The sequence below is a fragment of the Corynebacterium tuberculostearicum genome (assembly GCF_022347385.1).
GTDB lineage: Bacteria > Actinomycetota > Actinomycetes > Mycobacteriales > Mycobacteriaceae > Corynebacterium > Corynebacterium tuberculostearicum_M.
Genome location: NZ_JAKRDT010000015.1, coordinates 29,521 through 53,346 on the forward strand (window position 1 = coordinate 29,521; position 23,826 = coordinate 53,346).

The window sequence follows — 23,826 nt, forward strand, 5'->3', positions numbered from 1 at the left end:
AAAGAAGGACCAAAAATGCGTGTCTATTTTCGTAACCTCGCCGCTGGATTCGTAGCCGTACTATTGTGCGTTGTCGCACTAGGAATGATCTATCCCGCTGCCGTGTGGGGAATCTCCCGCATCAAGCCGGACTCCGCCGAGGGCAACCTCATTTACCAAGGTGAGTGCCTAGCTGGTTCGACCCAGCTTCAAGATGGCCAGACCGAAGGCCCGTACTTCTTCCCCCGTTCCGAAGGCATGAGCAATTACGGCGCTAGCAGCTCCGAGCTAGAAAAAGCCGTGCAGGAGCGGCGCGGGGACATCGCCAAGCGCGAAGGCGCCGCCCCAGAAGATGTGCCCACCGATGCGGTAACCGGTTCCGGCTCTGGTGTCGATTCTGGCATTAGCCCTGCGTACGCTGAACTACAGGCTCCGCGTGTCGCACGAGAGCAGGGGATGAGCACCGAAGAAGTGCGAAGCCTCATCGAAGACAACACAGAGCATGCCAGCCTCGGGTTCCTGGGCGAAGACGCAGTCAACGTCACTACTCTCAACCGAGCACTGCCCATTCCACCGTCCTGCTCATAAGATGAGTGCCATATGAACGACAAGAAAGTTCCGGCGCGCACCAAGCGTGGCGCTTTGAAGATCTACCTCGGCGCGGCGCCTGGGTCTGGTAAGACCTGTGCAATGCTCAACGAGGCGCACGGCCTTGTGCTGGCCGGCCGCGATGTGGTCATTGGCATCGTGGAAGATCATGGGCGCGAATTCACTCGGGCGCTGTGTGATGGCCTTGAGACCATCCCGCGGCGCTACGCCGCCGGGCTATCTACCGGAGAACTCGATACTGCAGCCATCATCTCGCGCCAGCCGGAAACCGTTCTGGTCGATGAATTTGCCCATTCCAATCCGCGCGGTGAGGAACACGCTAAGCGCTGGGAAGACGTAGAGGAAATCCTAGCCGCAGGAATCGATGTGATTTCTACCCTGAACATCCAGCACCTTGAAAGCCTCAATGACGTAATAAAGCAGATCACCGGTATTTCCCCGCAGGAGACGGTGCCGGACGAGGTCGTGCGTGCGGCGAACGAGATCGAATTGGTGGATGTATCCCCGCAGCTCTTGCGCACCCGCTTGAGTGATGGCCAAGTCTATAAAGAAGCGCGCATTGCCCCTGCTTTGAATAATTATTTTAGGGTGGGCAATCTGACTGCACTGCGGGAGCTTGCCCTGTTGTGGTTGGCGGACCAGGTTGATGAGGCTCTCGCGTCCTACCGCTCTGAACAAGACATTACTGATACCTGGGAAGCGCGGGAACGGGTGGTTGTGGCCATTCAGAACGTCGCGCACGCAGAACTGCTCATTCGCCGCGGGCGCCGCATCGCATCCAAATCCTCAGCCGAGCTACATGTCGTCCACGTAATTTTTGGGGACTCCTTTTCTTCCGGTGAATCTTCTGTTGCAGGTTCCGCTCAACAACTGTCCAAACTACAATCCTTGGCTCAGGACGTGGGTGCCCGTTTGCATCAGGTCACCGGTGACTCGGTGCCAGAAGCGCTGCTTAATTTTGCCCGCAGCGTCAACGCCACCCAGTTGGTCCTGGGGGTTTCACCACGGCGTCGCTTAGGCCTGCACTGGCGCGGCACCGTTGCTGAGGCCGTGTTGCGGGATTCAGGCAAGATTGATTGTCACATTGTTAATCTTCCGTCCGATAAGCCCTCGCCTCTTTCACCACTGCTGCGACCATTGCATTCCCTTCCGCGCCGGGCGGTGTCTTGGGTGGGCGCGGCTGTCGCTTTCATCGCCTTGACCGCACTGTTGCAAGGCATCGACGGCTCGGCATTGGGAACAGGCACGTGTTCTGCTTTTTACTTTGCGCTGATCCTCCTCGTGAGCATGCTCGCTGGCCTGTGGCCGGCGGTAATTACTGCGTTTGCCTCGGGCTTGGCGGTCAATTGGTTCTTTACCGAGCCCCTGTACACCTTCGATATTGCTGAGCCGGCTAACGCTGTCATCCTCGTGGTCATGGTAGCCATTGCCCTGGCCGTGGGCCTACAAGTGCGGCGCACCAAAATAGAGCACCATAATGCGTCCATTGCCACGCGCGATGCTGAGCTCTTGACGGTCTTTTCCCGCGCAGCCCTCAACCGCCGTGCGGACGTATCTCCCATCGACGCAGTGCTTCGCAAGGTAGGAGAGACCTTCGGCTGCCATAAGGCCGTGCTTCTTGACGCCTCCGGGGACATACTCTCTACCTGGCACGCTTCGGCGGCCTCGCCCCGGCAAAGTAGACACCTGCATATCCCCGCAAAGACTCATAAACGTGAGGTAGAAACGTTGGTCTCCAGCGAGGACACTACGGTCCAGATTGTGATGGAAGGCCCAGCGTTATCCGCCCGCGACCGTGCTTTGGTGGCGGTTGTGGCAGGTTACTTAGCCGGCATAGTGCGCCGCGACAAGCTTTCGGCTGAAGCCGCACGTGCCGATGCCATTGCTGCCGCTGATGAATTGCGTCGTGCACTGCTATCGAGCGTGAGCCACGATCTGCGCACGCCCTTAGCAACGGCCAAGCTGGCTGTGTCCTCTTTGCGGAATTCCGAAATCGAATTCAGTCCAGAGGATCAAGAAATACTGCTGGCGGAAACCGCAGCTAGCATCGATCAACTCACGCTGCTCGTGACCAACCTATTGGATCACTCGCGTTTGAGTGCAGGAGCGGTAACTGCACGCCGGGATACTGTGGAGTTATACGAGGTAGCCAATCGGGCTATTGCTTCCTGTGCCTTTGGGCATAGCAAGGACCAACTTGGTCGCATTCATATTGGTTCTGGACTCCGTGGCCGCACCTGTTGCGCGGATAGCGTTTTGCTGGAACGCGTGCTGGCGAACCTATTCGATAACGCTTTGCGCTATGCGCCGAGCGGACCAGTCAACGTTGATGCGCAGGTTAGGGATGGGCGCGTGGAGCTGAGTGTGAGCGATGAGGGGCCGGGAATTTCACCGGAAAAGCAGCGGGAGCTTTTCCAAGCCTTTCAGCGCTTGGGAGATACTAGCAATGACAACGGGGTGGGTTTAGGCCTCTCCGTCGTACGCGGATTTGTGGAGGCCATGGCCGGTACTATCACCGTAGAGGCCACCCCAGGAGCGACCTTTATCCTGAGTTTCCCGCTGCGGGAGGAGAAAAGCCATGACTGATAAGAAGGCCACGATTGTCATTGTGGATGATGATCCGCGTTTGCTCACCACCTTGAGCATTAACTTTAAGGCGCGTGGGTATGAGGTGTATTCAGCGAGCACCGGGGCGGAGGGTCTGCAGGTGGTCTCCCAGCATCAGCCCGATGTGGTGATTTTGGATATGGGTCTGCCGGATATGGATGGGCGGGAGGTCCTCGATGGGATTCGTGGATGGTCAGCAATCCCCGTTCTGATTCTTACGGCCCGATCCGATCCCCTATTTAGTGCCTCGGCTCTAGATCGCGGTGCTGACGATTATGTGACCAAACCCTTTTCCATGGAAGAGCTCTTGGCTCGTGTGCGCGTGGCTTTGCGGCATGGCAGTCCCCAGCATCCATCTGCCCAGCGGGAAGCCACGATGGTGCGGGCGGGCGATGTGCTTATCGACGTCCCTCGACACTCCATCACCAAGGCAGGAAAGCCCCTTCACCTGACCCCCACTGAGTGGGGCGTGCTTACGACGCTGCTGCGTGCCCACGGCGGTTTAGTGCGCAAAGAAGACCTCCTCGCAGAAATCTGGGGTCCGGGTTTCGAAGGACAAAGCCACTACCTGCGCATCTATACCTCGCAGCTGCGCCGCAAACTGGAAACCGATCCATCTAACCCCCAATACCTGCTCACTGAACCCGGATTGGGATACCGCTTCGTTACCTCCCCTGGGGTCTAGGAGTAGCTGACGCCATTTTCTGCAGGGAACTACTCTTGCAGTGGCAATTCTGTGCAGTGGAGGGGTGCGAGTTGGTATCCATAACGCTTATGCGTCGAGGGCTTCGGTGTGCCCTGCGCATTTAACCAACTGCAAGTGCGTGAGAACTAAACATTTCAACTGGTCACCAGCGATTGTTCGTTCTCTAAATCATTTCTGGTGCTGCAGATTAGTTGCTTTTCCCTGAAGAGGTGACGGTGTCTGTCATGCTTTCCTGACCAAAGAACTTTCGAGCATATTTTTGGGTAGAAGGGTCTATTAAATCAAGCTACGTTGTACGTACCGTTAGAAGAAGGAATAGGGCTCTCTACTTTCATAAACTTGGCTCGATTTATTGTGCCAACGTTGAAGGTTATGAATTAGAGACGTCTGGGGTTGAAAGCTTGGTATCTAAAAATAGAGCTCCTCAAGACTCCGGTGTTCATTTATCGCTGTCTGGGTGGGGCTTTATCTGCGCACCTGAATTCGTGCAAGAAATCTTGCACGAATCTCTCGGGTAGCTTACTGTGGTCAATCGTTCAGGAATTCTTGCACGATTGGAGTTGTGATGAGCCCACGAAAGTATGAGCATCCGGCCACCGAGGACCTTGAATTCGTCCGTGTTCTGGCTGCGGTAAGTGATCCCATCCGGTTAGAGATGGTTAGGCGCCTGGCAGACGGTCAGGAGCACGATAGTTTGACGCTCGCTGATGACCTGCCTCGATCTACCCTGACCTACCACACTCGGCAGCTGCGTGAAGCCGGTGTGACGTGGACAAGAAGCCAGGGACGAACTTGTGTTATCTCTTTGCGCAGAGGCGATCTAGACGAACGGTTCCCTGGTTTACTCGATATGGTGATTTCGAATGCTTAAACAGCTGTGGCCGTTAGTTTTGGGCAGTGTAGCGCTCGGATTGGACGCATATGTTATCGCTGGACTGCTATCACAGATTGCAAACGACTTGGGTACAAGTGGCAGTGTGATCGGCTTGGGTGTTACCGCCTTCACCGGCGCGTACGCAATATCTGGTCCGCTGTTCTCGGGTAGGGCAGGCAAAGATCCGCGGAGTGGTCTGCTTGGAGCTGTTGCTGTGTTTTCTTTGGCGAATGTCGTGACTGCAGTCTCGCCTACAGTGAGCGTTTTTCTCGTGTCGCGCTTGATCGCAGGTGCGGCAGCGGGAATTTATTCGCCGTTGTCCTCAGCCGTAGCGGGGATGTCCGTCCCAGCAAAGTATCGCGGGCGCGCACTGTCAATGGTGCTGGCTGGCTTAGCGGTGGGAACTGTCGTGGGCGTACCGGTGGGATTGGGGGTAGCTAAACAGCTAGGCTGGAGGGCTACCATCGGTTTGGTCTCGGCCATTGGAATAGTGGCGTTAGCGGGTCTAGCGTTGCGCAAAGCGAGTGTGGTACCAGCTGTGCCCTCTTCCTCGTTGGGGCAGCGACTCCGAGTCATCGGCCGAGTGGATAATTTCCTGACGATCTTAGTTACTTTCTTTGTTGGAGTGGGTTCGCTGGGGTTGTACACCTATATTCCTGTAGTGCTTGATCGTGTGCAGGTAGACACCATTGCTGGTATTTGGGTCTGGGGTATCGGCGGGGCAGCGGGTGCTTTTGGGATTGGGAGGGTGCTCGACAAGGTTAATAGTTCACGCAAACTAACGGTCATTATCATTGCATTACTCGTGACTGATTTCGCTCTACTGCTGCTCTTCCCTTCGAGCCACGTGGTGGCAGTGGTGTGTCTTTTTGCTTGGGGGCTTTTGGGGTGGTCGTCTATGGCACCGCAGCAGCATTCGATGCTTAGTGCAAACCCTGATGAAGGGGCGACTGCTGTTGCTGCTAATGCATCTGCGAACTACCTTGGCTCGGCAGTCGGCTCCGCAGTGGGTGGATTACTGTTGCCCTCCTCCACGGGAATCCTGTTAGGAGCATTAGGTGCAGTCCTAGTAGGAATCGTCTGCAGTATTGGGGCTAGTGCCTCTTCTCGCTCTCATACTGGGGACAATGTGAATTAGGAATACTTCGGATTGATGGGACGATGCCCGAGTTGACATAGTCGAGCTCTTCGTCGCATTCCCTTTGAGGCCTTTGCTTTGACACTCTTAGCAGCTTAAAGGACTGATCCTAGGTCTTTGATTTTCTCGCAGTAAATCATGTCAGTATTGGTATCACTGAAGCTACCGCGGAAAAGAATAAAGAACTGCGCGGACCGCTGCCGCGCTGCGAAGTCCCCGCTACACTCGCGCTTATGACCGATCTGCAGCATGTCCACTCCGTTGATGAGGCGGTAAACCGCCTGATCGAGATTTACGAGAATTCCTGCGAGCTTGCGCGCAAGACTTTGGAATCAGGAAACCTTGATGACTATCGCTATGTGGTTTATCCCAAGGTCACAGTGGATATCCGCAAATGGCAGCCCATCGATCGTTCCGAGCCGTTTGGCTACGTCAACGAGGCGGGCAAGTACTCGGCGGTAGTTTCCAAGCCGCACATCATTCGGGACTACCTGCACGAGCAGCTGACTCGCCTGGCGGGGAATTATCCGTGCGATATCTTTGTTGGCCAATCCGACCAGCGCATTCCACCGGAGTACATCAAGGACACAAGGAAAGCCCCGCAGGAACGCGGGCCTATTCCGCGTCCGACGCTGGATGAGGTCAATGATGCAATCATTGATGGCGAATGGGATGCCTTCCACGGTGCGGAAAAGCCGCTTTTTCATTTTGGCGCCCAGCGCTTTGATATCGCGTGTGCACGCATTGAGCACTACACCGGCATCGAGGTCGATACGGTGCAAAAATACATTTTGTTTACTAACTACGCGATGCACACCACCGAGTTTGTGAAATTCGGTTTGCGCGAGTTGACCAGGGAAGACTCGCGCTATACCGCCTTGGTGCTGCCCAATGGCGAGACCATCCACCCCAACGATGCGGTGGACCTCGATGTGGATGGTCTGACCTTGACCTCTCGCTTCCAAATGCCGCGCTTTGATCTGATTACTGCCGGTGGTGATGGCATCACGATGATCAATATCGGTGTGGGGCCCTCCAATGCCAAGACCATTACGGATTGCTTGGCGGTGCTGCGGCCGGAGGCCTGGATCATGATCGGCCACTGCGCTGGCATGGATGGGCGCATGCGCATCGGGGATTTGATTTTGGGCAATGCCTACCAGCGCAATGACCACATCTTGGACCAAAAGGTTGCGGCGACCTCTCCCATCCCGGCGATTCCGGAGGTACAGCGCATGCTCGAGTCTGCGGTGAAGGCGGTGTACGGCGACGATAATTCGCTCATGCGAACAGGCACGGTGCTCTCCACCGATGATCGCAATTGGGAGTGGCGCACTAACCGGGATTTGTGGGAGTGGCTGCGTACCTCCACCGCGGTGGCTGTCGATATGGAATCGTGCACGCTCGCGGCCAATGGCTATCGCTACCGCGTTCCTTATGGAACTCTGCTTTCGGTCTCTGACCTGCCATTGCATGCGGTGCCGAAGCTGCCGGCCCAGGCGCAGGCCTTCTACTCCAACTCGAAGGAAGCTCACGTAATGTGCGCGGTGCGTGCGATGGAGCATCTAGCCGAAAATCCGGAGCGCCTGCGCACTCGCAAGCTGCGCCGGACTTTGGGCGAGGTTCCATTCCGGTAGGTGCCTTTTCTTTGGCAGGCAATGCTCGTTAAACTACAAAGAAATCCCATGACGCAAAAGGAGCCACACAATCGTGACTGAAAATTGGATCCACCCGGACCGGGAAAACCTCACCTGGGAGGTCTTCGGCGAGGCGAGCCGTAACCTGTCGGAACAGATTGTGGAATCTGGTTGGTTCCCTGACCTTATCGTGGGCGTCGCCCGCGGCGGCCTCATCCCAGCCGGTGCTATCGGTTATGCCATCGGTGTCAAGGCCATGGGCGCTATCAATGTGGAGTTCTACACCGATATCGGACAGACCTTGGAAGAGCCGATCATCTTGTCCCCGCAGCTGGACACGGATTCGCTAAAGGGCAAGAAGGTACTGGTAGTAGATGACGTCGCGGACTCCGGCAAGACCCTGGATCTCGTGGTAAATCTGCTGAAGGAAACCGCAGACGAGGTGCGCTCGGCCGTCATTTATACCAAGCCGAAGACCATCTTTGAACCGGACTTTTCGTGGAAGAAGACCGATCAGTGGATCAACTTCGCCTGGTCCGTGCTTCCCGTAATCACTGCAGATGGCTCCTTTAAGGAAGGCTCCTAAAGTCCACTAGGATGTGCAGGCGTGATTAAAGAACAGCCTGCCCCTACCGGCGTCATCGCCAGTTTCCGTTATGCATTTTCCTCGCCTGCTCGACTGCGTAAGGAAGTCTTTGGCGGTCTGGCGGTGGCGCTTGCTTTGATCCCAGAGGTCTTAAGCTTTTCCATTCTTGCGGGCTTAGACCCGTGGGTGGGATTGTTTTCCTCCGTCGTGATGGCAATGTCCATTGCCTTTACCGGTGGCCGGCCGGCGATGATTTCCGCGGCGGCCGGCGCGGTGGCACTCGTTGTCTCACCGCTCGCGCATGAACATGGGCATGACTACGTGGTTGCCGCGGTGCTCTTGGCAGGAATCATGCAGGTAGTTTTGGCTGCGGTGGGCGTCGCCAAGCTCATGCGCTTTATCCCGCGCTCGGTGATGACGGGGTTTGTGAATGCGTTGGGAATCATGATGTTTACCACGCAGCTGCCGCACCTTATCGATGTGCCGTGGATGGTCTATGTGCTGGTGGCCATTGGCTTGGCAATTATGTTGGGGCTACCGCGGCTGACCACGGTGATTCCCGCCCCGCTCGTTACCATTGTGGTGGTCAGCATCATTGCGGTCGTGGCCGGGTGGCAGGTCCCCGATGTGGCGGACCAAGGCGAGCTTCCTACCTCGCTGCCGGGACTTTTCGTGCCGGATATTCCGTGGAACCTGGATACCTTGCAGCTGATTGCGCCCTATGCCTTTGGCATGGCCTTGGTGGGGCTGATGGAATCGCTGCTAACGGCCAAGCTGGTGGATGATATTACGGATACCCACTCCGATAAAACGCGCGAGTCCTTTGGTCAGGGCGTGGGCAATATCCTCGCCGCGGCCATCGGCGGTATGGGAGTGTGCGCCATGATTGGCCAGACCATGATCGGCGTGAAGGCATCCCAGGCGCGCACGCGCTTGTCGACGTTCCTCGCGGGCGCCTTCCTCCTTATCCTGTGCCTTCTTCTTGGCGAGACCGTCGGTCGCATTCCGATGGCCGCCTTGGTGGCGGTGATGATCATCGTGGCCGCAACTACGGTGGATTGGCATTCAGTTCACCCGCGCACGCTTAAGCTCATGCCGCTATCAGAAACGCTGGTGATGCTGGTAACGGTGGTAGGCACGCTGGCCACGCATAACTTGGCGGTCGGTGTGGTGCTCGGTGTGGTGACAGCATCCATTGGCTTTGCCCGCCGCGTGGCTCACCTGGTGGAGGTAGAGCAAGTAGGCGATGCCGAGTATGCGGTGCGTGGCCAGCTGTTCTTCGCCTCCTCCAATGACTTGGTCTATGCCTTTGACTACACGCTGGACACCCAGCGTGTAGTGGTAGATATGACGGAGGCCGAGGTCTGGGATGCCTCTACGGTGGCGACGCTGGATGCGGTGCAGAAGAAATATGCCGAGCGGGGCATCGAAGTAGAGTTTCGTGGCCTGGAGGGAGCTAGTGCGCAGCGCCTGAATCACCTTAGCGGCCGCTTAGGTGACTAACATCACATTTATGGACTGGGGTGTGAGGGCTCAAGCAGTAGGCGCCGAACTGACCTTGAGTTCGCGTTGGCGTAAATGCAAAGGATCCGCGATGACCTCGCGTTCTTAGGGGAACTTTGCCTGCGCGCGATGGCTAGCTTTGTCTTGGCTAACTTAGGTTATCCAATCTAAAAAAGCATAATGACGTGCAAGTTTACTTAAGTAGGCCTTGCTGGATCACGGGAGAATCTTCGGTAGTGTAGTGTTTAGCACTTATTGATTTCCCTGCACAGAAAGATTTTTACAATGGACGAGAAACTGCAAACCCTCCTGAATAACCAGGTCATTAGCGAGTACGGCGCTTCCATGGTCTATACCCAGCTGGCCTTCGAGATGGACAACCTCTCCTTCCCGGGTATGCGCGATTGGTTTATGGGCCAAGCCGCTGAAGAGCGCGTGCATGCCGAGAAGATTGCGGACCACTTGCTCTCCCGCGGTTATCGCGTAGAGCTCACTGACATCCCGGTTGGTTCCGTGAAGGCTGCTAACCCGCAGGATGCTTTCCAGGCTTCCCTGGAGCACGAGCAGAAGGTCTCCGAGGAAATCCGCACCATCGCTCGCGCGGCGCTGGACGCACAGGATCTGGAATCCCGCCAGCTCGTTGACTGGTTCCTGAGCGAGCAGGTGGAAGAAGAGGCTACCGTTTCTGAGATTCTGGACCAGATCAAGCTGGTGGGCAATGATGGTTCTGGCCTACTGCGCATCGATGAGCGCCTGGCTGGTCGCACCGAAGGCGGCGCTTAAGCCCGCGTGGGTGAATAACAAACCCATCAAGATTTAGAGCAATCCTCCCACGGCACTGCGGTGCGGTGGGAGGATTGTTTCTATGTCAACGCAACGCAAGGCTTTGTGCGCCATAAGCCTGTTAGTTCTGGCGCTCTTTCTCATCGTAGGAGCGGCAATCATGTCCACGCACGTGGCCTTGGGGGTATTTTTGACCACCGCGGCGCTGATGCTCGGCCCATTCGCCGGGCTCGCGCTGCTGGTTTATGGCGTCGCCGGCAAGCGTGGGGTAGTCACACGCTCGCTCTATAGCCTCGGCGGTATGCTGCTCATTGGTGCCATCGGCGGCATCTTCGCCTTGTCCATGGAGCAGGCGCCTGCGATGCTGCCTCTTTTTGTCGCTGGTGCGGGTGTGGGAATCGTAGCCGTGCTGACCCAGGCGCCGAAACGCGCATAAACTGGCCCCGTTATGCCCAAACTCCTCTTTGATATGTACGGCGTGCTCATGCGCCCGGCAACCCCAGAAAGCCACGCGGCCTTGGAGCGCCTCCTTGCGCCGCCAGATCCAGGGGCGATGTGGGAGGCCTACGGGTTTTATCGGCCGGACTACGATGCCGGCATTTTTAGCGATAGTCACTACTGGAATGAGGTAGCAGCCCGCGCCGGGTTGGGGAAGGTACCCGTCGCGGAGGCGGTAGCGTGCGAAAACAGCGGCCTACTGGAGGCGGACCCGGACATGGTGGCGCTGGTCAAGGGGCTTATCGGGGAAGGCTATAGCGTGGGCATCTTGTCCAATATCCCCACCACGCTGGCGGGCCAAGTGCGAAAAAAGCAGCCGTGGCTGGAGGACTGCGCGGCGGTGACGTTTAGCTGCGATATTGGCGTGGCCAAGCCGCACCCAGAAGCCTATCGCGTGGCCGTGGATGCGCTCGCCGCGCAGCCGAAGGATACGCACTTTTTTGATGACCGCATCGACTACGTGGAGGGCGCGAACTACTGCGGGCTCAACGCCCACCTCTTCCGCGGCATCGACTCGGTACGCGAGGTCCTAAGCGTGCTGGAGTGAGCGGCCTAGCTCCAGCGGTTGGCGCAGGAGCTGGTCGGTGGCCACGGTGCGGGCTACCGCGCGGACAATCTCCTTATGGCCCGGAATCATGCGCAGCTGCAACTCATCGCCCGCGGAGGCGCGGACGGTGGCGGCGAATTGCTTGGGGGCTTTCGGGTCGTCGGTAAACGCGCCGCCGGCGATAACCACGGTGGCCGGGGAGTGGGCCTTGACCAGTTCCGCGGTGATGGCGCCCAACTGGCGGACGCGCTCGTCCAAAATGGCGCGGACGGCGGGGTGGGAGTTGGCTGCCTGGGCGGCGTCGGCAAGCGAGGCTGCCTCCACGCCCTCGTGGCGTATCGCCTCCAGGATGTGCTGGGTGGCCAGCAGGTGCTCGGACGCGCCATAGCCTAGCAGCTCGGAGTGCGTCGGGGGCACGGGAATAATGGGGCTGACCTCGTCTTCCACGGAGAGGGCGGAGCCGATGGAATCGTCCGCGAAGAGGACCAGGACGCGCTCACTGGTGCCAATCTCGGCCGCCTGGGTCTCGGAGCCGAGGATGGCCGGGATGGCGGAGGAGACCACCACGGGCACGCCGAACTGGAAGCGCAGGCGCTCGGCAATGTCCACGCCGTGCCAATTGAGATTTTCCGCGGTGACCAGGCCGTTGTCATCCACGGTGCCCGAGGTAGTCACGCCGAGGGAGACCAAGCGGTGGTCCAGGTCCGTCATCATGCGGTTGATGCCGGCCATGATGTGCTCGAGGAAGTCATCCTCGCTGAGCGCGGCCACCGGGGTAGCTAGTTCTTCCTCGCTCAAGGTGCGGCCTTTGGTGTCATAGAGGCCGATGTAGGTCTGCTTGGTGCCCACGGAGATGCCGCCGAGCGCCCAGTCATTATCGGCCGCCTCGAGCGGCACTGTGGGCCGGCCGCGCCCGCGGGACTGGGTGAGGTCGGTGCGTTCCTGAATGAGGCCCGCGTTGAGTAGGGAAGTAGTAGCGCGCGTGATGGTGGGCTGGGAAAGTCCGGTGGCTTCCACCAGCTCGCTCCGGGTGATGATCGGGTTCAGGCGCACCAAATGAAGGCACTTTGCGGCCGGTGTGCGGGGCCGCGTGAACACTGGGCCAGGTTTGATCATAAAAAGAAGTATAAATATTCCAGACTGCTTTGTCTAATCTCATAAACTCACCATGTACCGAATGGTCTAAAGGTGGTGGTGGGTGCGCAGATACCTATGCTGGAGAGCATGCAGTCAGTAGCGGTTTATTGTGGTTCAGCAACAGGAAACTCCCCGGCCTATACGCAGGCGGCACAGGAATTGGGTACGGAGCTGGCCCGACGCGGTCTCACCTTGGTCGACGGCGGCGGCAATATCGGCTTGATGCGCGAGGTGGCAGAGGCCTGCCTGGCCGCCGGCGGTACCGTCACCGGCGTGATGCCGCAGTCCCTGGTGGATCTGGAGATTTCCCACCCCGGCCTGACCACCCTCGAGGTGGTCGGCTCCATGGCCGAGCGCAAGACCCGCATGGAGCAGCTTGCCGACGCCTATATTTGCCTCCCCGGCGGCGTCGGCACCCTCGAAGAGCTCACCGAGGTGCTCACCCTGCAGCAGCTGGGCCACATCCGCGGCCCGGTAGGCCTAGTTAATACGGAGGACTTTTGGCGCCCGTTCCATGCCATGTACGCCGCCATGGCCGAGTCCGGCTTCATCTTGCCGCGTTTTGTCGATGCCTTGGTGATGGAGGAAAAACCGCAGGACATCCTAGATAAATTCAGCGATTGGAGCTACCCCGGAACAAAGTGGGACAACGATTAGTTAACAAGTTCGCAACTTCGGCCCGCCTGGGTGGCCTATAGGCGATACTTAGGGATAGACTTCCTCGTTATGAGTTCTGAGCAGACCGCTAAGCGCCAGCCCTCTCTACTGGACGCTTCGTGCGATAACTTCGTTCACGACCTAGCCGAGCTTTCCCCCACCGATGCCACCGCGTGGGGCATTGACGGCTACGAGGGCGAATTGCAGGATTTCTCCCCCGAATACTTCACCGCCATTGCAGACCGCACCCGTGAAATGGTGGCGGACTTGGATGCCCTGGATGACACCACCGATGAGTCTGATGATGAGGATGACTTTGATGACGTGGACTATGTCACCGCGGCCGTCCTGCGCGATCGCCTTTGCCTTGAACTAGATCTGCACCACCACAGCGAGGATGTGCGCTGCCTGAATAACATCGCCTCCCCGGTCCAGACCATCCGCGATACCCTGCTGCTTATGCCGCAGGACACGGACGAGGACCGCGATGCCATTCGCTCCCGCCTGTCCAAGGTGAAGACCTCCCTGGCCGGCTACCGCAGCTCCCTGGAAGAGGCAGCCTCCCACGGCATGGTGGCACCACACCGCCAGATCTCCGAGGTTATTGTGCAGTGCGAGCGGCTTGCCGACGCCGACTCGATGCTCGAGTCCCTCGGCCTCGACGCCGACTGCGCCGAGGTGCAGCAGGCCAAGGAAGCCTTTGGCGAGTTCTCCGATTGGCTCTCCAATGACCTGCAGCCCCAGGCACCCACCAAGGACGCCGTGGGTCGCGAGCGCTACGAGCGCTTTTCCAAGCTCTTTGTCGGCGATGCCGTCAACCTCGACGAGGCCTATGAATGGGGCCTGGACCAGGTGCGCAGCCTGCGCGCGGAGCAGGAAAAGATCGCCCATGAGCTCTACGGCTCTGAGTGCTCGGTGCGTTCGGCGATGCGCAAGCTCAACCACGAGGATCGCTATACCCTGCGCGGCACCGATGCGCTGGTGGAGTGGATGCAGTCCACCGCCGATGGCGTCATTGCTGAGCTCAACGGCAAGGAATTCGATATTCCGGAGGAAGTAGAAGAGATCGAGTGCTGCATCGATCCGGCCGGCACCGGCGGCATCTTCTATACCCCGCCGAGCGATGACTTCTCCCGCCCGGGCCGCATGTGGTGGTCCGTGCCGGAAGGCCAGGACACCTTCCACACCTGGCAGGAACTGACCACCGTCCACCACGAGGGTGTGCCGGGACACCACCTGCAGCTCGGCTCCGCGCTGGTGCAGGAGGATCTCAATCTGTGGCGCCGCGCCGTGACGTGGAACTCCGGCCACGGCGAAGGCTGGGCGCTCTACGCCGAGCAGCTCATGGCCGAGCTGGGATACATGGATGATCCGGGCTTCCGCATGGGCATGTTGGATGCGCAGCGCCTGCGCGCTGCCCGCGTGGTCGTGGACATCGGATTGCACTTGGGCAAGCAGTTGCCGGATTGCTCGACCTCCGGCGTGTGGGACAAGGCGCACGTGAAGACCTTCATGCGTGAAAACACCGCTATGGATGATGCCAACCTCAACTTTGAGGTCAACCGTTACCTGGGCTGGCCCGGCCAGGCGCCGTCCTATGCTTTGGGCCAGCGCCTGTGGCAAGAAACCCGCGCCGAGGCAGAGAAGCAGGGGATGAGCGCGCGCGAGTTCCACTCGGAGGCCCTCGCCCTTGGCTCCGTGCCGATGTCCGTCCTGCGCGAGGCGGTCCTGGACAACTAGCGGCGCAGCAGCCGCTGGGCCAGTCGCAGCAGCTGTGGCAAGTAGCCCGCTACGACCAGCACCGCGATGAGGCGGGTGAGCTGGACTGCGATGACCGCTGGGCCGGCCCCGCCCTCCGCCGAGAGTGCGAGCACCGTCTCTAGCGCGCCGGGACTGGTGGCCAGGTAGGCCTCGAAGTAGGTGATGTGCAGCCACTTGGTTAGCGGCCAGGCGGTGGCCGCGCAGATGCCGATGGTGACCACGATGAAAAGAACCGTGGCGGGCAATTGCTTGGCAAAGGCCTTGAGCGCTGGCAGCGAAAGCCCACCGCCGCAGACCCAACCAATGGACAAAAAGGCCATCACCTTAAAGATGTAGAGCGGCTCGAGCGTGTGGCCCTCCGGCAACACGAAAGAGGCTAGAACCGTCAGCAGCAATGGGCCGAGCACCGCGGCGGCGGGGAGATGGAGGAACTTGCCTACCTTTTCTCCTATGCAGGCAATGGCAATCACTAGGGCAACTATCCACCAGGTGGTTTCGCCGTCAACCGAAAGATCTGCTCCCTCGCCGGCAGGCGTGTCCAATAAGGCGACTACGGCCGGTAGCGATACCGAGACTACTAACAGGCGCAGGTATTGGGTGAGGGCGACGTAGCGGAAGTCGGCACCGAGTTCGTCGGCAAGCGCGGGCATTAGCGAAGCACCACCCGGCAGCATGGATAAAATGCCGGTTTCGGAGGAGACATCGTCTGGCTGCGCGCGGTGTAAGAGTTGGCCGCCGATAACTCCCACCATCAAAGTGATAAAGGAGATTGTCAGGGCGGCAGGCAGGAAGCCAAGCAATTGGCCCACCGGCACCACGGTCAGTGGGATCGCAGCCATCATGCCGATAAACCCACGCGACATGCTATAAAAACTGCGGTTTACGTGTAGATCTTCCCCAGTAAAGAGCGCGATGGCGCCGGAGGAGAGGATTGCTGCCAAGATCCAAGCAGCAGGTACGTGCCACATACTAAACAGCCAGCCCAGCACGACGGAAGCAAGAACGACAAGGGCCCACCGAGCCACAGTACGGGCACTGAGCCCGGTGCCTTCCTGCTGTGCGGCCATGCGAGCCTCCTAGTTCTGCTGTGCCAGTGTAGTCCCCCTTTTCTCTCCACTACGGGGAGGGCGGCAGGCGGGTTATCACCTTACATCATTCAAGATTTATGATCGGGGGCATGGAAATTGATCTGGTGCAGTGGGTGATTCTCTTCTTTGGTACCGCGGCCGCGGGATGGGTCGATGCGGTCATCGGCGGTGGCGGGTTGATCCTGATTCCCATGCTGCTGGCGGTCCTGCCGGGCCTTGCTCCGGCCGCCGCTTTGGGCACTAGCAAGCTCGCCGCGGTGACCGGCACCGGATCCGCTGCCGTGACCCTTGCGCGCAAGGTGAAGCTGGACAAGGCAGAAATGGCGCGCTTCATCCTCATCGCGCTGGTCTGCTCCGGGTTGGGGGCCAGCGTGGCCTCGAGCCTCGATAAAGACGTTATGCGACCCATCATCATCGTGCTCATGGTGGCCGTGGGCATCTTCGTTGCCTTCAAGCCAGATTTTGGCAGTAGCGATTCGGCCGGTACCCGTGGCGGTTGGCGGACCGTCGTGGTCTTGGTGCTCTCCGGCATCATTTCCTTTTATGATGGCATCTTCGGACCAGGTACCGGCATGTTTTTGATCATGGCCTTTACCTCTATTTTTGCGCAGAACTTCCTGACTTCTGCGGCCATGGCCAAGGTAGTCAATACCGCTACCAACTTCGGTGCGCTCGTCGTGTTCATTATTGGCGGGCACGTGTGGTGGACGCTCGGCATCGTGCTCGGCGTAGCCAATATCGCCGGCGCGCTTCTCGGTGCTCGTACCGTACTCGGCGGCGGTGCCAAATTCATCCGCTACGCGTTGCTTACCCTCGTTGTGGTCATGAGCTGCTACCTGGGCTGGCAGCAATGGGGCTAACTACATTCGATTTTTGGTGCGCGCGGTAGCAATCGCATTCCACGGGTCCTCCGGCCACGGGTGCTTGGGGTAGCGCCCGCGCATATCGGCGCGCACGCCAGCATAAGGGCCGGACCAGAAGCTGGCGAGATCATCGGTCACCGCGAGCGGCCGCCCGGCGGGGGAGAGCAGGTGGAATTGCACGCGGTGGCCGCAGTATTCGGGAGATGCGGCCAGGCCGAAGCATTCCTGTAGCTTGATGTGGACCACGGGGCGATCGCCGGACCAGTCGATTCGTGCGTCCCGGCCGGAGGGGACTGGGAGGCGCTCAGGGGCGAGCTCGTCCAGGTGGGTGGCTTCCGGCCAGGGCAGAAGGCGTTGCAGCGCGGGGTACATGTCGAGCTTGGCAGCGGGGGTTCCTTCCGCGATACGGTGGAGCTCGGGTCCGAGCCACTCGGCGGGATCCGCGGAATCGACATCGGGCCACGGCTCGCCAAAGTGGGCGTGCAGGTGGCGCAGGCGGTCTTTTAAACTTTGGGCCTTCTCGCTGAAGGTAAAGAGGCCTAGGCCTTCTTCACGGATGCCGGCGGCAAGGGCCTCCTCGGCTGCGGGGCCGGTAACTTTGACAGGGGTTTCAGAAAGCGTGATGGCGCCCGCGGCCTTGACTTTGACGCCGCGCACACGGCCATCGCGCAGGAAGGCGCGGGTTTCTTCGGTGACGCCGATGGCAGCCAAGGCTGCGGTTTCCTCGATGCGGGCGGCCGAGCGGATGATGGCATTGCCCGCGTTGGACAAGGACACCTCCGCGATGGCGAGCCACGAGGCACCGGTGAGGCCCGAGTTATCGAGCAGGCGGGCACGGGTGCCGCTAGCCAGCAGGTAGTCCTCGCCCATGCGCTTGGCCACCTGCTCGGGAAAGGCGGTGGCTACGACCTCTCCGGAATCGGCGGGGCCGAGATCCTCTACGAGACGTGCAAGCCGCTTGACCTCTTTGTGAGGTGGGCGGTGACGGGTGAGATCGGGGGGTAAGGGGGCGTCGGCAAGCGAGGCAATGATGGGCGCGGCCTGGCTGCCGTGGCGGAGCAAGGAGGCGCCGAGGCGCGGATCGGTGGGCAGGAGGGCGAGTTCCTGCGTGGCGCCAATGCGCTTGAGCGTTGCCTGCGCGGATGCGAGGGCCTGGGCCGGGGGCGGATCGAGCAGCGGGAAATCGGGGCCCGCGCCCCAGCAGTCCAAAAACAGCGCGGCCTGGGTGAGGTCCGCGGAGAGGATCTCCGGGGTGGTGTGTGGGGAAAAGTGCTGGTAATCGTCCTGCGAATAGCAGCGAATCACGGTGCCTGGTGCCTCACGGCCGGCACGACCAGCGCGCTGGTCGGCACTCGACTTTGAGGTAGACACCGTCACTAGCCCGGACATGCCGCGTTGGGCGTCGCGCCGGGGAACGCGGGAAAGCCCGGCATCTACCACCACGCGCACGCCCGGCACGGTCAGCGAGGACTCCGCGATAGAGGTAGCCACGACGATGCGCTGTTCATCGGTATACAGCGCGGCGTCTTGCTCCGCGGTGGTCTGCTTGCCATGCAGGGGAAATACATTATGGCCTGCTAAGGCATCGCACACGAGGTTGACTTCGCGCACGCCGGGCACAAAGACCAGCGTTGATTCTTGCTGGCGGGCTGCCTGCTTGGCGACGTCCCCATAAAACTCCCTCGTTCCCGCCGCCCTGCCCGGCATGGGCGCGTAATGGATATCGAGCGGATGGGTCACCGCCTCGGTCACGTGCACGGGCGCGTCCATAAGCTGGGAAAAGCGCTGCGCATCCACGGTGGCGGACATGGCGATGACGCGAAAGTCCTCACGCAATTCGGCCAGCTCCAGGCACATGCCCAGCACCAAATCCGTATCGAGCTGGCGCTCGTGGACCTCATCAATGGCAACGGCGGACACGCCCTCGAGCTCCGGATCCTTCAACAGACGACGCAGCAGCACGCCCGGCGTGACGAACTCGACTTCGCTGCCCTTGCGGGACTCGCCCCGGATGGCGAAGCCGACCTTGTCCGGGGTGCCGCTAAGCGTGCTTAATCGCTGCGCGGCCGCGCGCACGGCCACACGACGTGGGGCGGTGACAATGACCTTGCCGCGCCCTGCCGCTTGATTGGCCAGCGCCGGTGGCACGAGTGTGGTCTTACCCGTGCCGGGTGGGGCCTGGATGACGACGTTTCCGGTTTTCGGCAGCGAATCGATGGTCTCGGCTACGGGCAGACCCGCGCCGATGCGAGCGAGATCAAACATTTAGTGCGCGGCTCCAAAACCTTCGACAGGACCGTTGAGATCCTGGCGTTCCCAGGCCTCTTCATTGTCTTCCAGCGTGCGCACCACGCGGCCGGGTGATCCCAGGACCAGCGAATTATCCGGGATATCGGTGGTAATAAGTGTGCCTGCGCCTAAGACGCAGTTCTTTCCAATGGTGATGCCCGGCAGCACGGTGACATTGGCACCGAGCCAGGTGTTGTCACCAATGGTGATGGGCTTGGCTATCTCCCACCCACCAGCGCGCATTTCATGATCGTTTACCGGATGCCCCACCGTAATCAGGGAGCAATTGGGACCCACCATGACGCCATCACCGAGCATCACCTGGGCCTGGGCCAAAATGGTAGCGCCAAAGTTAATGAAGACGCGCTCGCCGCATACGAGATTGCAGCCATACTCCAGGTTGAGCGGCACGTGCAGGCCCGGCACCGCAGATTCCTCCGGCAGTATCTCGCGCAGGATGCCTTCGGCACGCACTTGGTCCGTATTCTGTAGCTCGTTGAGCTGCTTAACCAAGCGAAAAGTGCGCTGGTGCTCTTCCTTCGCCTCCGGCATGCTGGGCAAGAACCACTCCCCACCGGTCATCCGCTGCCATGAGCCGTAGCGTTCCAAGTCCTGCCGCTCCTGTGCATCCATGGGTGTCATTGTAGAGGGTGGGTGGATCGATTTATTGGGGTGCTGGGATTAGGGTGAGGTCATGCTTTTTGATTCGCTGCCGCGGCCGAGCGTGCGTGTGGCTCCGGGGGTGGGGCATGTGCCGGCATGGGTGGGCGTCGATAAGCAGAAGGCCTTGGTAGAAGAGATGCGTGGCATTGCGCGCGAGTATGCGAATACGCCGATGGCGATGGTGCGGCCGCGGTTGAAATCCGGCGGGCAAATGAGTGTATTTCAGTTGCATTTGGGCAGGTATTGGCACTATCCCAGCTATCGGTATGTGGACAATATGGAGGGCACGCGGGTTCCGCCGGTGCCGGAGAGTCTGCGGCAGATTGCGCCGGGGGCGCTGCGCGGCGCGGCCGAGGTAGCGCCCGAGCTTGCAGCGTGGGTGGATACTTTTGTGCCGGAGATGGCGCTGGTGAATTACTATCCACCGGGATCGGCTATGGGTATGCATGTGGACGCCTTTGAGGAATCACCTGCGCCGGTGATTTCGCTTTCCATTGGGGATGAGGCGCTTTTCCGTATGGGTCATACCGAATCGCGCACGCGGCCGTGGGATGATATCACGCTGTGCTCTGGGGATTTGGTGGTCTTTGGTGGGCCGAAGCGCTTTGCCTACCACGGGGTGGTGCGCGTTAATGATGGCACTTTGCCGGAGGGGTGCGGGTTGAGTGAAGGACGTATCAACATCACTATCAGACAAGTATCTGCACGGGCGGTAAGCTAGGGATGTTACATAAAGCTTGAAGGAAAGAAGGTTCTCTTATGCCTCGTATCGGCATCATCATCGGCACTACCCGCGATAACTCGGCCGGCAAGGTAGTGGGTGAGTGGCTCTATGATCTCGCCCAGGGGTGCCAGGATGGGGTGGAGTACACCCTGCTGGACCTCAAGGAGTTTGATGTTCCACTGCTGACCACTGACGTCATTCCTGCCACCGCCAATAAGCAGTACGCGGATGAAAAGGTGCAGGCGTGGTCTGATGCAGTGGATGCCTGCGATGGTTTCGTATTTGTTACTCCGGAGTACAACCGCTCCGTGCCGGGTCCATTCAAGAATGCCTTCGACTGCTTGGCCGGGGAGTGGACCGCTAAGCCGGTTGCGTTCGCCGGTTACGGTCCAGCAGGCGCAATCCGCGGCGTGGAAGCATGGCGCACCATCGTGGTCAACTTCTCTATGCCACAGCTGCGCAATCAGCTCGACTTCGGTTTCTTTACTGACTGGGCCGATGGCGAATTCCGCCCTGTCGATGCCAAGGTGGAACGCACCAATTCCTTGCTGGCTGAGCTGGAAGACTCCTTGTAACTTCCTTGAATGCGTAATATTAGAAGGAATGGGCGAGGAAAAACTGGATTAGTAGCTGATTTTGCTTCCGGAATCACGTATACATTCGCTCGTTCCTTGACCCCAATAGGTTGCAGATTATTGGGGCGCGTAATCGATAAATCTGCCGGAGACACCGGTGGTGCATCTTTTGAAATGGGCGTAATAGTTTACGCTTTCGTTAAGGAGTTTTGCTCCCATTAAGAACGAGCGGGTTCCTAGGTTGCTAAAGGTGGTGGCGAAAAGGACTAGGAACCGCTAGGCGATACTGTGCTAGAAGCCGCGCATTGCGGATGGAAAATCATAATGGACCCGGTACCGAAATCCACTTCAGCTTGGTGGTTGGAACTCCTGCTGGTGTTGCGATTGTCTGCGACGAGCAGCGGCGCGGTTGCGCTTTACGATTGTCCTGTCGACCTTTGTTGTTAAGATTCCGTCGAGGCAATCCGCTTGGGGCGCCACCCAGCCGACTTCCGTTAATGTGAGCACGGTGAACATCTAATTGCCCATGCAGAGTTAAGTCATTTTGGTTAATTCTTTAGTTCTATGGCTGGGTATTCGTGGTTTCTGGCTGTTTTGTAAGGGCGAGTGCGTCCAAAGGAGAGAATTGCTAACTAAAGATATAAAACGCGCGGCAAATGATCGCAAACCTGTTATGGTCGCGGTTCTCTGCTCCGAGACTTGTTGCTGTAACAACTCTTTAAACCTGGAATACACTAGGTCACAGCAACGTCTTGAGCGGGAGTAGCAGAGCGGAAATCGAGCGACAAAAGTTTACCAGCGGGATCTGCCGAGGTCTCTTGCTGAGAAACTTAGATATAGATAGAGCTGATTCGGCGAGTGTGACTTACTGTCACCGACTGCCGGAGCCTCTTATCGCGGCAAATATGCGAACCACCGTTAGGCTGGGAAATATTGACTAAAAATTGAAGTCAGTGGGATTAGTACCTCATAGGGTTCCTTTGCTTGTCCTTAGGGGCTAGTGGTCCAGATCATTAACGACCTTAGATAAATCTGAGTATAAATAGTAGTTATCTGAGTCTTCCGCACCACGTTCACTTAGCCAATCGGCAATTGACCTCCAAGTGTCCCGTGACTCATCTATATCTTTTTGTTGGTCAAAGATACTGATAAGAATTGCTTCAGTGTCCGCTGCGAGACGCACCTGATTAAATTTATTATTTTTTATCGCTTGGAACAGTTGCTCTATATGCTTTCTATCTAGGTATTTTGCAAAGAGCTCCAAGGTGCGAAGATTCTTCTCAGCATCGCGAAAACTTCCCGAGTCTTCGACTAAAACTAAAGCTCTTTGAATTAAAGCCTCATGATCGGAAATCGAATCATGCGACATGGCTAGTTGATCTGCATCCAAGGTCTTGATTAATTGAGACCAACGATCCCTATACATCTGTTTGAGCGGTGGGTTGCCAACCAAGTAACCTTTTGAAAAGAGCTCGGAGTCATTAGTTGTGGTGATTACCGCTGATAGACGCTTTTCGGCAGTCTCGGGGAGGCTATCCCAAAATATCTGGTGGGAGCCGTATGCTCCGACCGCACGGACGAGAGTGGTGTCATCTAGACTCCCGCTCGTCTCCCAATTAGAAAGAACGTCATTAAGCGCTCTTTCGAAGTCTCTAGGTGCTGCCGTGCTAAGGCTGCAAGCTGACGATCGTGCACGTGAACCTACCTTCGGATCTTCTTCTGGGAGTTTCTCGGGCGGCATTAAGCTCCACTTGACCAAAATTTTGCAAAGGTTAAATTGGGTGGACTCTCTGGAACGCCGGTAGAAACGGTCCACAAAATAATTCTCATCGTCGGGCCAGCCGTCGCTTATGATTTCTTTCTCCATAAGATCGAGCTGAGCCTTACCTGCTATCGGTGGATGAGAGAAGGTTGCACGGTGTGCGGCGATAATATGGGACCGGACCAGTTCTCCACAGGGTTCAAATAAAGTCTCGTTGTCGATAAAACCAGGGTGAGCGCATAGGTCTCGATCTGTTTTGAGCCTCCGGAGTTCTTCGCTTTCTCGATGGGTCAGAAGATTAAACTTATTTTCGCATTCGTCGAGAAGTTTCCTTTCGAACTCTTGAGCTCGACCCACATTTTTATCCCTAATCGCGGTGTCTAGTTTGTTTAGGTGTTGGCGTGCATCGTTAGCACCAGAATCTGCTAGATATCGAAGTTTATGGATTAGATCTACAGCAACTGCGATCCACAGCGAAACTAACGAGGCCCGGTGGGCGCCTGCTTGGTAGCAACTAATAGCTTCGGACAGCAGTGCCCGTGTTTTGGGGTTCTCTATTTCTAACTCGAGTGAGCTGAGATCTTTCATGCGAGATCCTGAAAATCTAGGTTGGGATTAGTGCAGTTGCCGATCATAGTCGTTATTGGAAAGGTTGCAGAGGTTTGCACAATAGTTGAGCGACTTTTTCGGAGTAAATCTTCAAAGCCCCCGCTGCTCACTGAACTGCTCCCCATTAGTTGGACTGAGAAATCAGTTTCCGATTAGTGGGGAGTAGTTTTCATTGAGAGCTCGAAGTTTGGTGAGTGAGCATCAGCGGGAGCAGTTGGTTGAACTATTTGA

Annotated in this window: 21 protein-coding genes; 16 read left to right on the plus strand and 5 right to left on the minus strand. The window is 58.2% G+C overall.

The window, feature by feature from the left end; all coding sequences use genetic code 11:
* The first annotated feature begins 15 nt into the window (after nucleotides 1-15).
* From MHK00_RS08950 to MHK00_RS09000, 11 genes are all read left to right on the plus strand, one after another.
* Nucleotides 16-567 (plus strand): potassium-transporting ATPase subunit C, encoded by a 552-nt coding sequence (locus MHK00_RS08950; RefSeq protein ID WP_200436192.1) that lies wholly within the window; start codon nucleotides 16-18, stop codon nucleotides 565-567.
* A 12-nt stretch (nucleotides 568-579) separates the two neighbouring features.
* A complete protein-coding gene (locus tag MHK00_RS08955) occupies nucleotides 580-3,174 on the plus strand; it encodes an ATP-binding protein (protein ID WP_250411420.1) in 2,595 nt (864 codons plus the stop codon).
* Nucleotides 3,167-3,880, plus strand: a complete 714-nt coding sequence (locus MHK00_RS08960) for a response regulator (RefSeq protein ID WP_086589005.1) — start codon at nucleotides 3,167-3,169, stop codon at nucleotides 3,878-3,880. Before MHK00_RS08955 ends, MHK00_RS08960 begins: the two co-directional genes overlap by 8 nt.
* Nucleotides 3,881-4,466: 586 nt before the next feature.
* Nucleotides 4,467-4,772, plus strand: coding sequence for an ArsR/SmtB family transcription factor (locus tag MHK00_RS12020; protein WP_005326349.1), 306 nt, complete (start codon nucleotides 4,467-4,469; stop codon nucleotides 4,770-4,772).
* The gene (locus tag MHK00_RS08970) at nucleotides 4,765-5,913 is read left to right on the plus strand and encodes an MFS transporter (protein WP_005328255.1); all 1,149 of its coding nucleotides are present in this window, start codon (nucleotides 4,765-4,767) and stop codon (nucleotides 5,911-5,913) included. Before MHK00_RS12020 ends, MHK00_RS08970 begins: the two co-directional genes overlap by 8 nt.
* 233 nt (nucleotides 5,914-6,146) lie before the next feature.
* Complete coding sequence (gene amn / locus MHK00_RS08975) at nucleotides 6,147-7,550, plus strand: AMP nucleosidase (RefSeq protein WP_150851022.1); 1,404 nt, start codon at nucleotides 6,147-6,149, stop codon at nucleotides 7,548-7,550.
* A gap of 73 nt (nucleotides 7,551-7,623) precedes the next feature.
* Nucleotides 7,624-8,136: a phosphoribosyltransferase gene (locus MHK00_RS08980; protein ID WP_005326355.1), complete on the plus strand. Its 513-nt coding sequence runs from the start codon at nucleotides 7,624-7,626 to the stop codon at nucleotides 8,134-8,136.
* Between the two features lie 21 nt (nucleotides 8,137-8,157).
* Nucleotides 8,158-9,639: a SulP family inorganic anion transporter gene (locus tag MHK00_RS08985; RefSeq protein WP_005326357.1), complete on the plus strand. Its 1,482-nt coding sequence runs from the start codon at nucleotides 8,158-8,160 to the stop codon at nucleotides 9,637-9,639.
* Nucleotides 9,640-9,924: 285 nt separating this feature from the next.
* Nucleotides 9,925-10,422: a ferritin gene (locus MHK00_RS08990; protein ID WP_250409660.1), complete on the plus strand. Its 498-nt coding sequence runs from the start codon at nucleotides 9,925-9,927 to the stop codon at nucleotides 10,420-10,422.
* An 82-nt stretch (nucleotides 10,423-10,504) separates the two neighbouring features.
* The gene (locus MHK00_RS08995) at nucleotides 10,505-10,858 is read left to right on the plus strand and encodes a hypothetical protein (RefSeq protein WP_034668355.1); all 354 of its coding nucleotides are present in this window, start codon (nucleotides 10,505-10,507) and stop codon (nucleotides 10,856-10,858) included.
* A gap of 12 nt (nucleotides 10,859-10,870) precedes the next feature.
* On the plus strand, nucleotides 10,871-11,467 hold the full coding sequence (locus MHK00_RS09000) for an HAD family hydrolase (protein ID WP_005328248.1): 597 nt from the start codon (nucleotides 10,871-10,873) through the stop codon (nucleotides 11,465-11,467).
* On the opposite strand, the gene MHK00_RS09005 is transcribed toward MHK00_RS09000, so the two are convergent.
* Entirely contained in the window at nucleotides 11,450-12,583 is a 1,134-nt protein-coding gene (locus MHK00_RS09005) for an ROK family transcriptional regulator (RefSeq protein ID WP_086589001.1), read from the minus strand. The two genes, MHK00_RS09000 and MHK00_RS09005, sit on opposite strands and share 18 nt — an antisense overlap.
* 108 nt (nucleotides 12,584-12,691) lie before the next feature.
* On the opposite strand from MHK00_RS09005, the gene MHK00_RS09010 reads away from it, so the two are divergent.
* Together MHK00_RS09010 and MHK00_RS09015 are read left to right on the plus strand one after the other, a co-directional pair.
* Nucleotides 12,692-13,261: an LOG family protein gene (locus MHK00_RS09010; RefSeq protein ID WP_250411422.1), complete on the plus strand. Its 570-nt coding sequence runs from the start codon at nucleotides 12,692-12,694 to the stop codon at nucleotides 13,259-13,261.
* A gap of 69 nt (nucleotides 13,262-13,330) precedes the next feature.
* Complete coding sequence (locus MHK00_RS09015) at nucleotides 13,331-15,001, plus strand: DUF885 domain-containing protein (RefSeq protein ID WP_150850490.1); 1,671 nt, start codon at nucleotides 13,331-13,333, stop codon at nucleotides 14,999-15,001.
* Here MHK00_RS09015 and MHK00_RS09020 read toward each other — a convergent pair.
* Complete coding sequence (locus MHK00_RS09020; RefSeq protein WP_250411424.1) at nucleotides 14,998-16,089, minus strand: AbrB family transcriptional regulator; 1,092 nt, start codon at nucleotides 16,087-16,089, stop codon at nucleotides 14,998-15,000. The genes MHK00_RS09015 and MHK00_RS09020 overlap by 4 nt on opposite strands.
* A gap of 110 nt (nucleotides 16,090-16,199) precedes the next feature.
* Here MHK00_RS09020 and MHK00_RS09025 point away from each other — a divergent pair, with 110 nt between their 5' ends.
* Nucleotides 16,200-16,970: a TSUP family transporter gene (locus MHK00_RS09025; RefSeq protein WP_250411427.1), complete on the plus strand. Its 771-nt coding sequence runs from the start codon at nucleotides 16,200-16,202 to the stop codon at nucleotides 16,968-16,970.
* On the opposite strand, the gene MHK00_RS09030 is transcribed toward MHK00_RS09025, so the two are convergent.
* Nucleotides 16,971-19,238 (minus strand): ATP-dependent RNA helicase, encoded by a 2,268-nt coding sequence (locus MHK00_RS09030; RefSeq protein WP_250411429.1) that lies wholly within the window; start codon nucleotides 19,236-19,238, stop codon nucleotides 16,971-16,973.
* Entirely contained in the window at nucleotides 19,239-19,904 is a 666-nt protein-coding gene (locus MHK00_RS09035) for a sugar O-acetyltransferase (RefSeq protein ID WP_250411430.1), read from the minus strand.
* Between the two features lie 52 nt (nucleotides 19,905-19,956).
* Between MHK00_RS09035 and MHK00_RS09040 the strand changes: the two genes are divergently transcribed.
* Together MHK00_RS09040 and MHK00_RS09045 are read left to right on the plus strand one after the other, a co-directional pair.
* Complete coding sequence (locus tag MHK00_RS09040) at nucleotides 19,957-20,646, plus strand: alpha-ketoglutarate-dependent dioxygenase AlkB (RefSeq protein WP_250411432.1); 690 nt, start codon at nucleotides 19,957-19,959, stop codon at nucleotides 20,644-20,646.
* A gap of 38 nt (nucleotides 20,647-20,684) precedes the next feature.
* Nucleotides 20,685-21,224: an NADPH-dependent FMN reductase gene (locus MHK00_RS09045; RefSeq protein ID WP_250411433.1), complete on the plus strand. Its 540-nt coding sequence runs from the start codon at nucleotides 20,685-20,687 to the stop codon at nucleotides 21,222-21,224.
* Nucleotides 21,225-22,221: 997 nt separating this feature from the next.
* Here MHK00_RS09045 and MHK00_RS09050 read toward each other — a convergent pair.
* Complete coding sequence (locus MHK00_RS09050; RefSeq protein WP_250411435.1) at nucleotides 22,222-23,574, minus strand: hypothetical protein; 1,353 nt, start codon at nucleotides 23,572-23,574, stop codon at nucleotides 22,222-22,224.
* Nucleotides 23,575-23,826: the final 252 nt, after the last annotated feature.

Bases quoted from the DNA above. Each gene is read 5' to 3' on its own strand.
- MHK00_RS09050 (WP_250411435.1), bottom strand. From the start codon at position 23,574: ATGAAAGATCTCAGCTCACTCGAGTTAGAAATAGAGAACCCCAAAACA.
- MHK00_RS09000 (WP_005328248.1), top strand. From the start codon at position 10,871: ATGCCCAAACTCCTCTTTGATATGTACGGCGTGCTCATGCGCCCGGCA.
- MHK00_RS08950 (WP_200436192.1), top strand. From the start codon at position 16: ATGCGTGTCTATTTTCGTAACCTCGCCGCTGGATTCGTAGCCGTACTA.
- MHK00_RS09005 (WP_086589001.1), bottom strand. From the start codon at position 12,583: ATGATCAAACCTGGCCCAGTGTTCACGCGGCCCCGCACACCGGCCGCA.
- MHK00_RS09020 (WP_250411424.1), bottom strand. From the start codon at position 16,089: ATGGCCGCACAGCAGGAAGGCACCGGGCTCAGTGCCCGTACTGTGGCT.
- MHK00_RS09040 (WP_250411432.1), top strand. From the start codon at position 19,957: ATGCTTTTTGATTCGCTGCCGCGGCCGAGCGTGCGTGTGGCTCCGGGG.
- MHK00_RS09015 (WP_150850490.1), top strand. From the start codon at position 13,331: ATGAGTTCTGAGCAGACCGCTAAGCGCCAGCCCTCTCTACTGGACGCT.
- amn (WP_150851022.1), top strand. From the start codon at position 6,147: ATGACCGATCTGCAGCATGTCCACTCCGTTGATGAGGCGGTAAACCGC.
- MHK00_RS09025 (WP_250411427.1), top strand. From the start codon at position 16,200: ATGGAAATTGATCTGGTGCAGTGGGTGATTCTCTTCTTTGGTACCGCG.
- MHK00_RS09010 (WP_250411422.1), top strand. From the start codon at position 12,692: ATGCAGTCAGTAGCGGTTTATTGTGGTTCAGCAACAGGAAACTCCCCG.
- MHK00_RS08970 (WP_005328255.1), top strand. From the start codon at position 4,765: ATGCTTAAACAGCTGTGGCCGTTAGTTTTGGGCAGTGTAGCGCTCGGA.
- MHK00_RS09035 (WP_250411430.1), bottom strand. From the start codon at position 19,904: ATGACACCCATGGATGCACAGGAGCGGCAGGACTTGGAACGCTACGGC.
- MHK00_RS08995 (WP_034668355.1), top strand. From the start codon at position 10,505: ATGTCAACGCAACGCAAGGCTTTGTGCGCCATAAGCCTGTTAGTTCTG.
- MHK00_RS09045 (WP_250411433.1), top strand. From the start codon at position 20,685: ATGCCTCGTATCGGCATCATCATCGGCACTACCCGCGATAACTCGGCC.
- MHK00_RS09030 (WP_250411429.1), bottom strand. From the start codon at position 19,238: ATGTTTGATCTCGCTCGCATCGGCGCGGGTCTGCCCGTAGCCGAGACC.
- MHK00_RS08990 (WP_250409660.1), top strand. From the start codon at position 9,925: ATGGACGAGAAACTGCAAACCCTCCTGAATAACCAGGTCATTAGCGAG.
- MHK00_RS08955 (WP_250411420.1), top strand. From the start codon at position 580: ATGAACGACAAGAAAGTTCCGGCGCGCACCAAGCGTGGCGCTTTGAAG.
- MHK00_RS08960 (WP_086589005.1), top strand. From the start codon at position 3,167: ATGACTGATAAGAAGGCCACGATTGTCATTGTGGATGATGATCCGCGT.
- MHK00_RS12020 (WP_005326349.1), top strand. From the start codon at position 4,467: ATGAGCCCACGAAAGTATGAGCATCCGGCCACCGAGGACCTTGAATTC.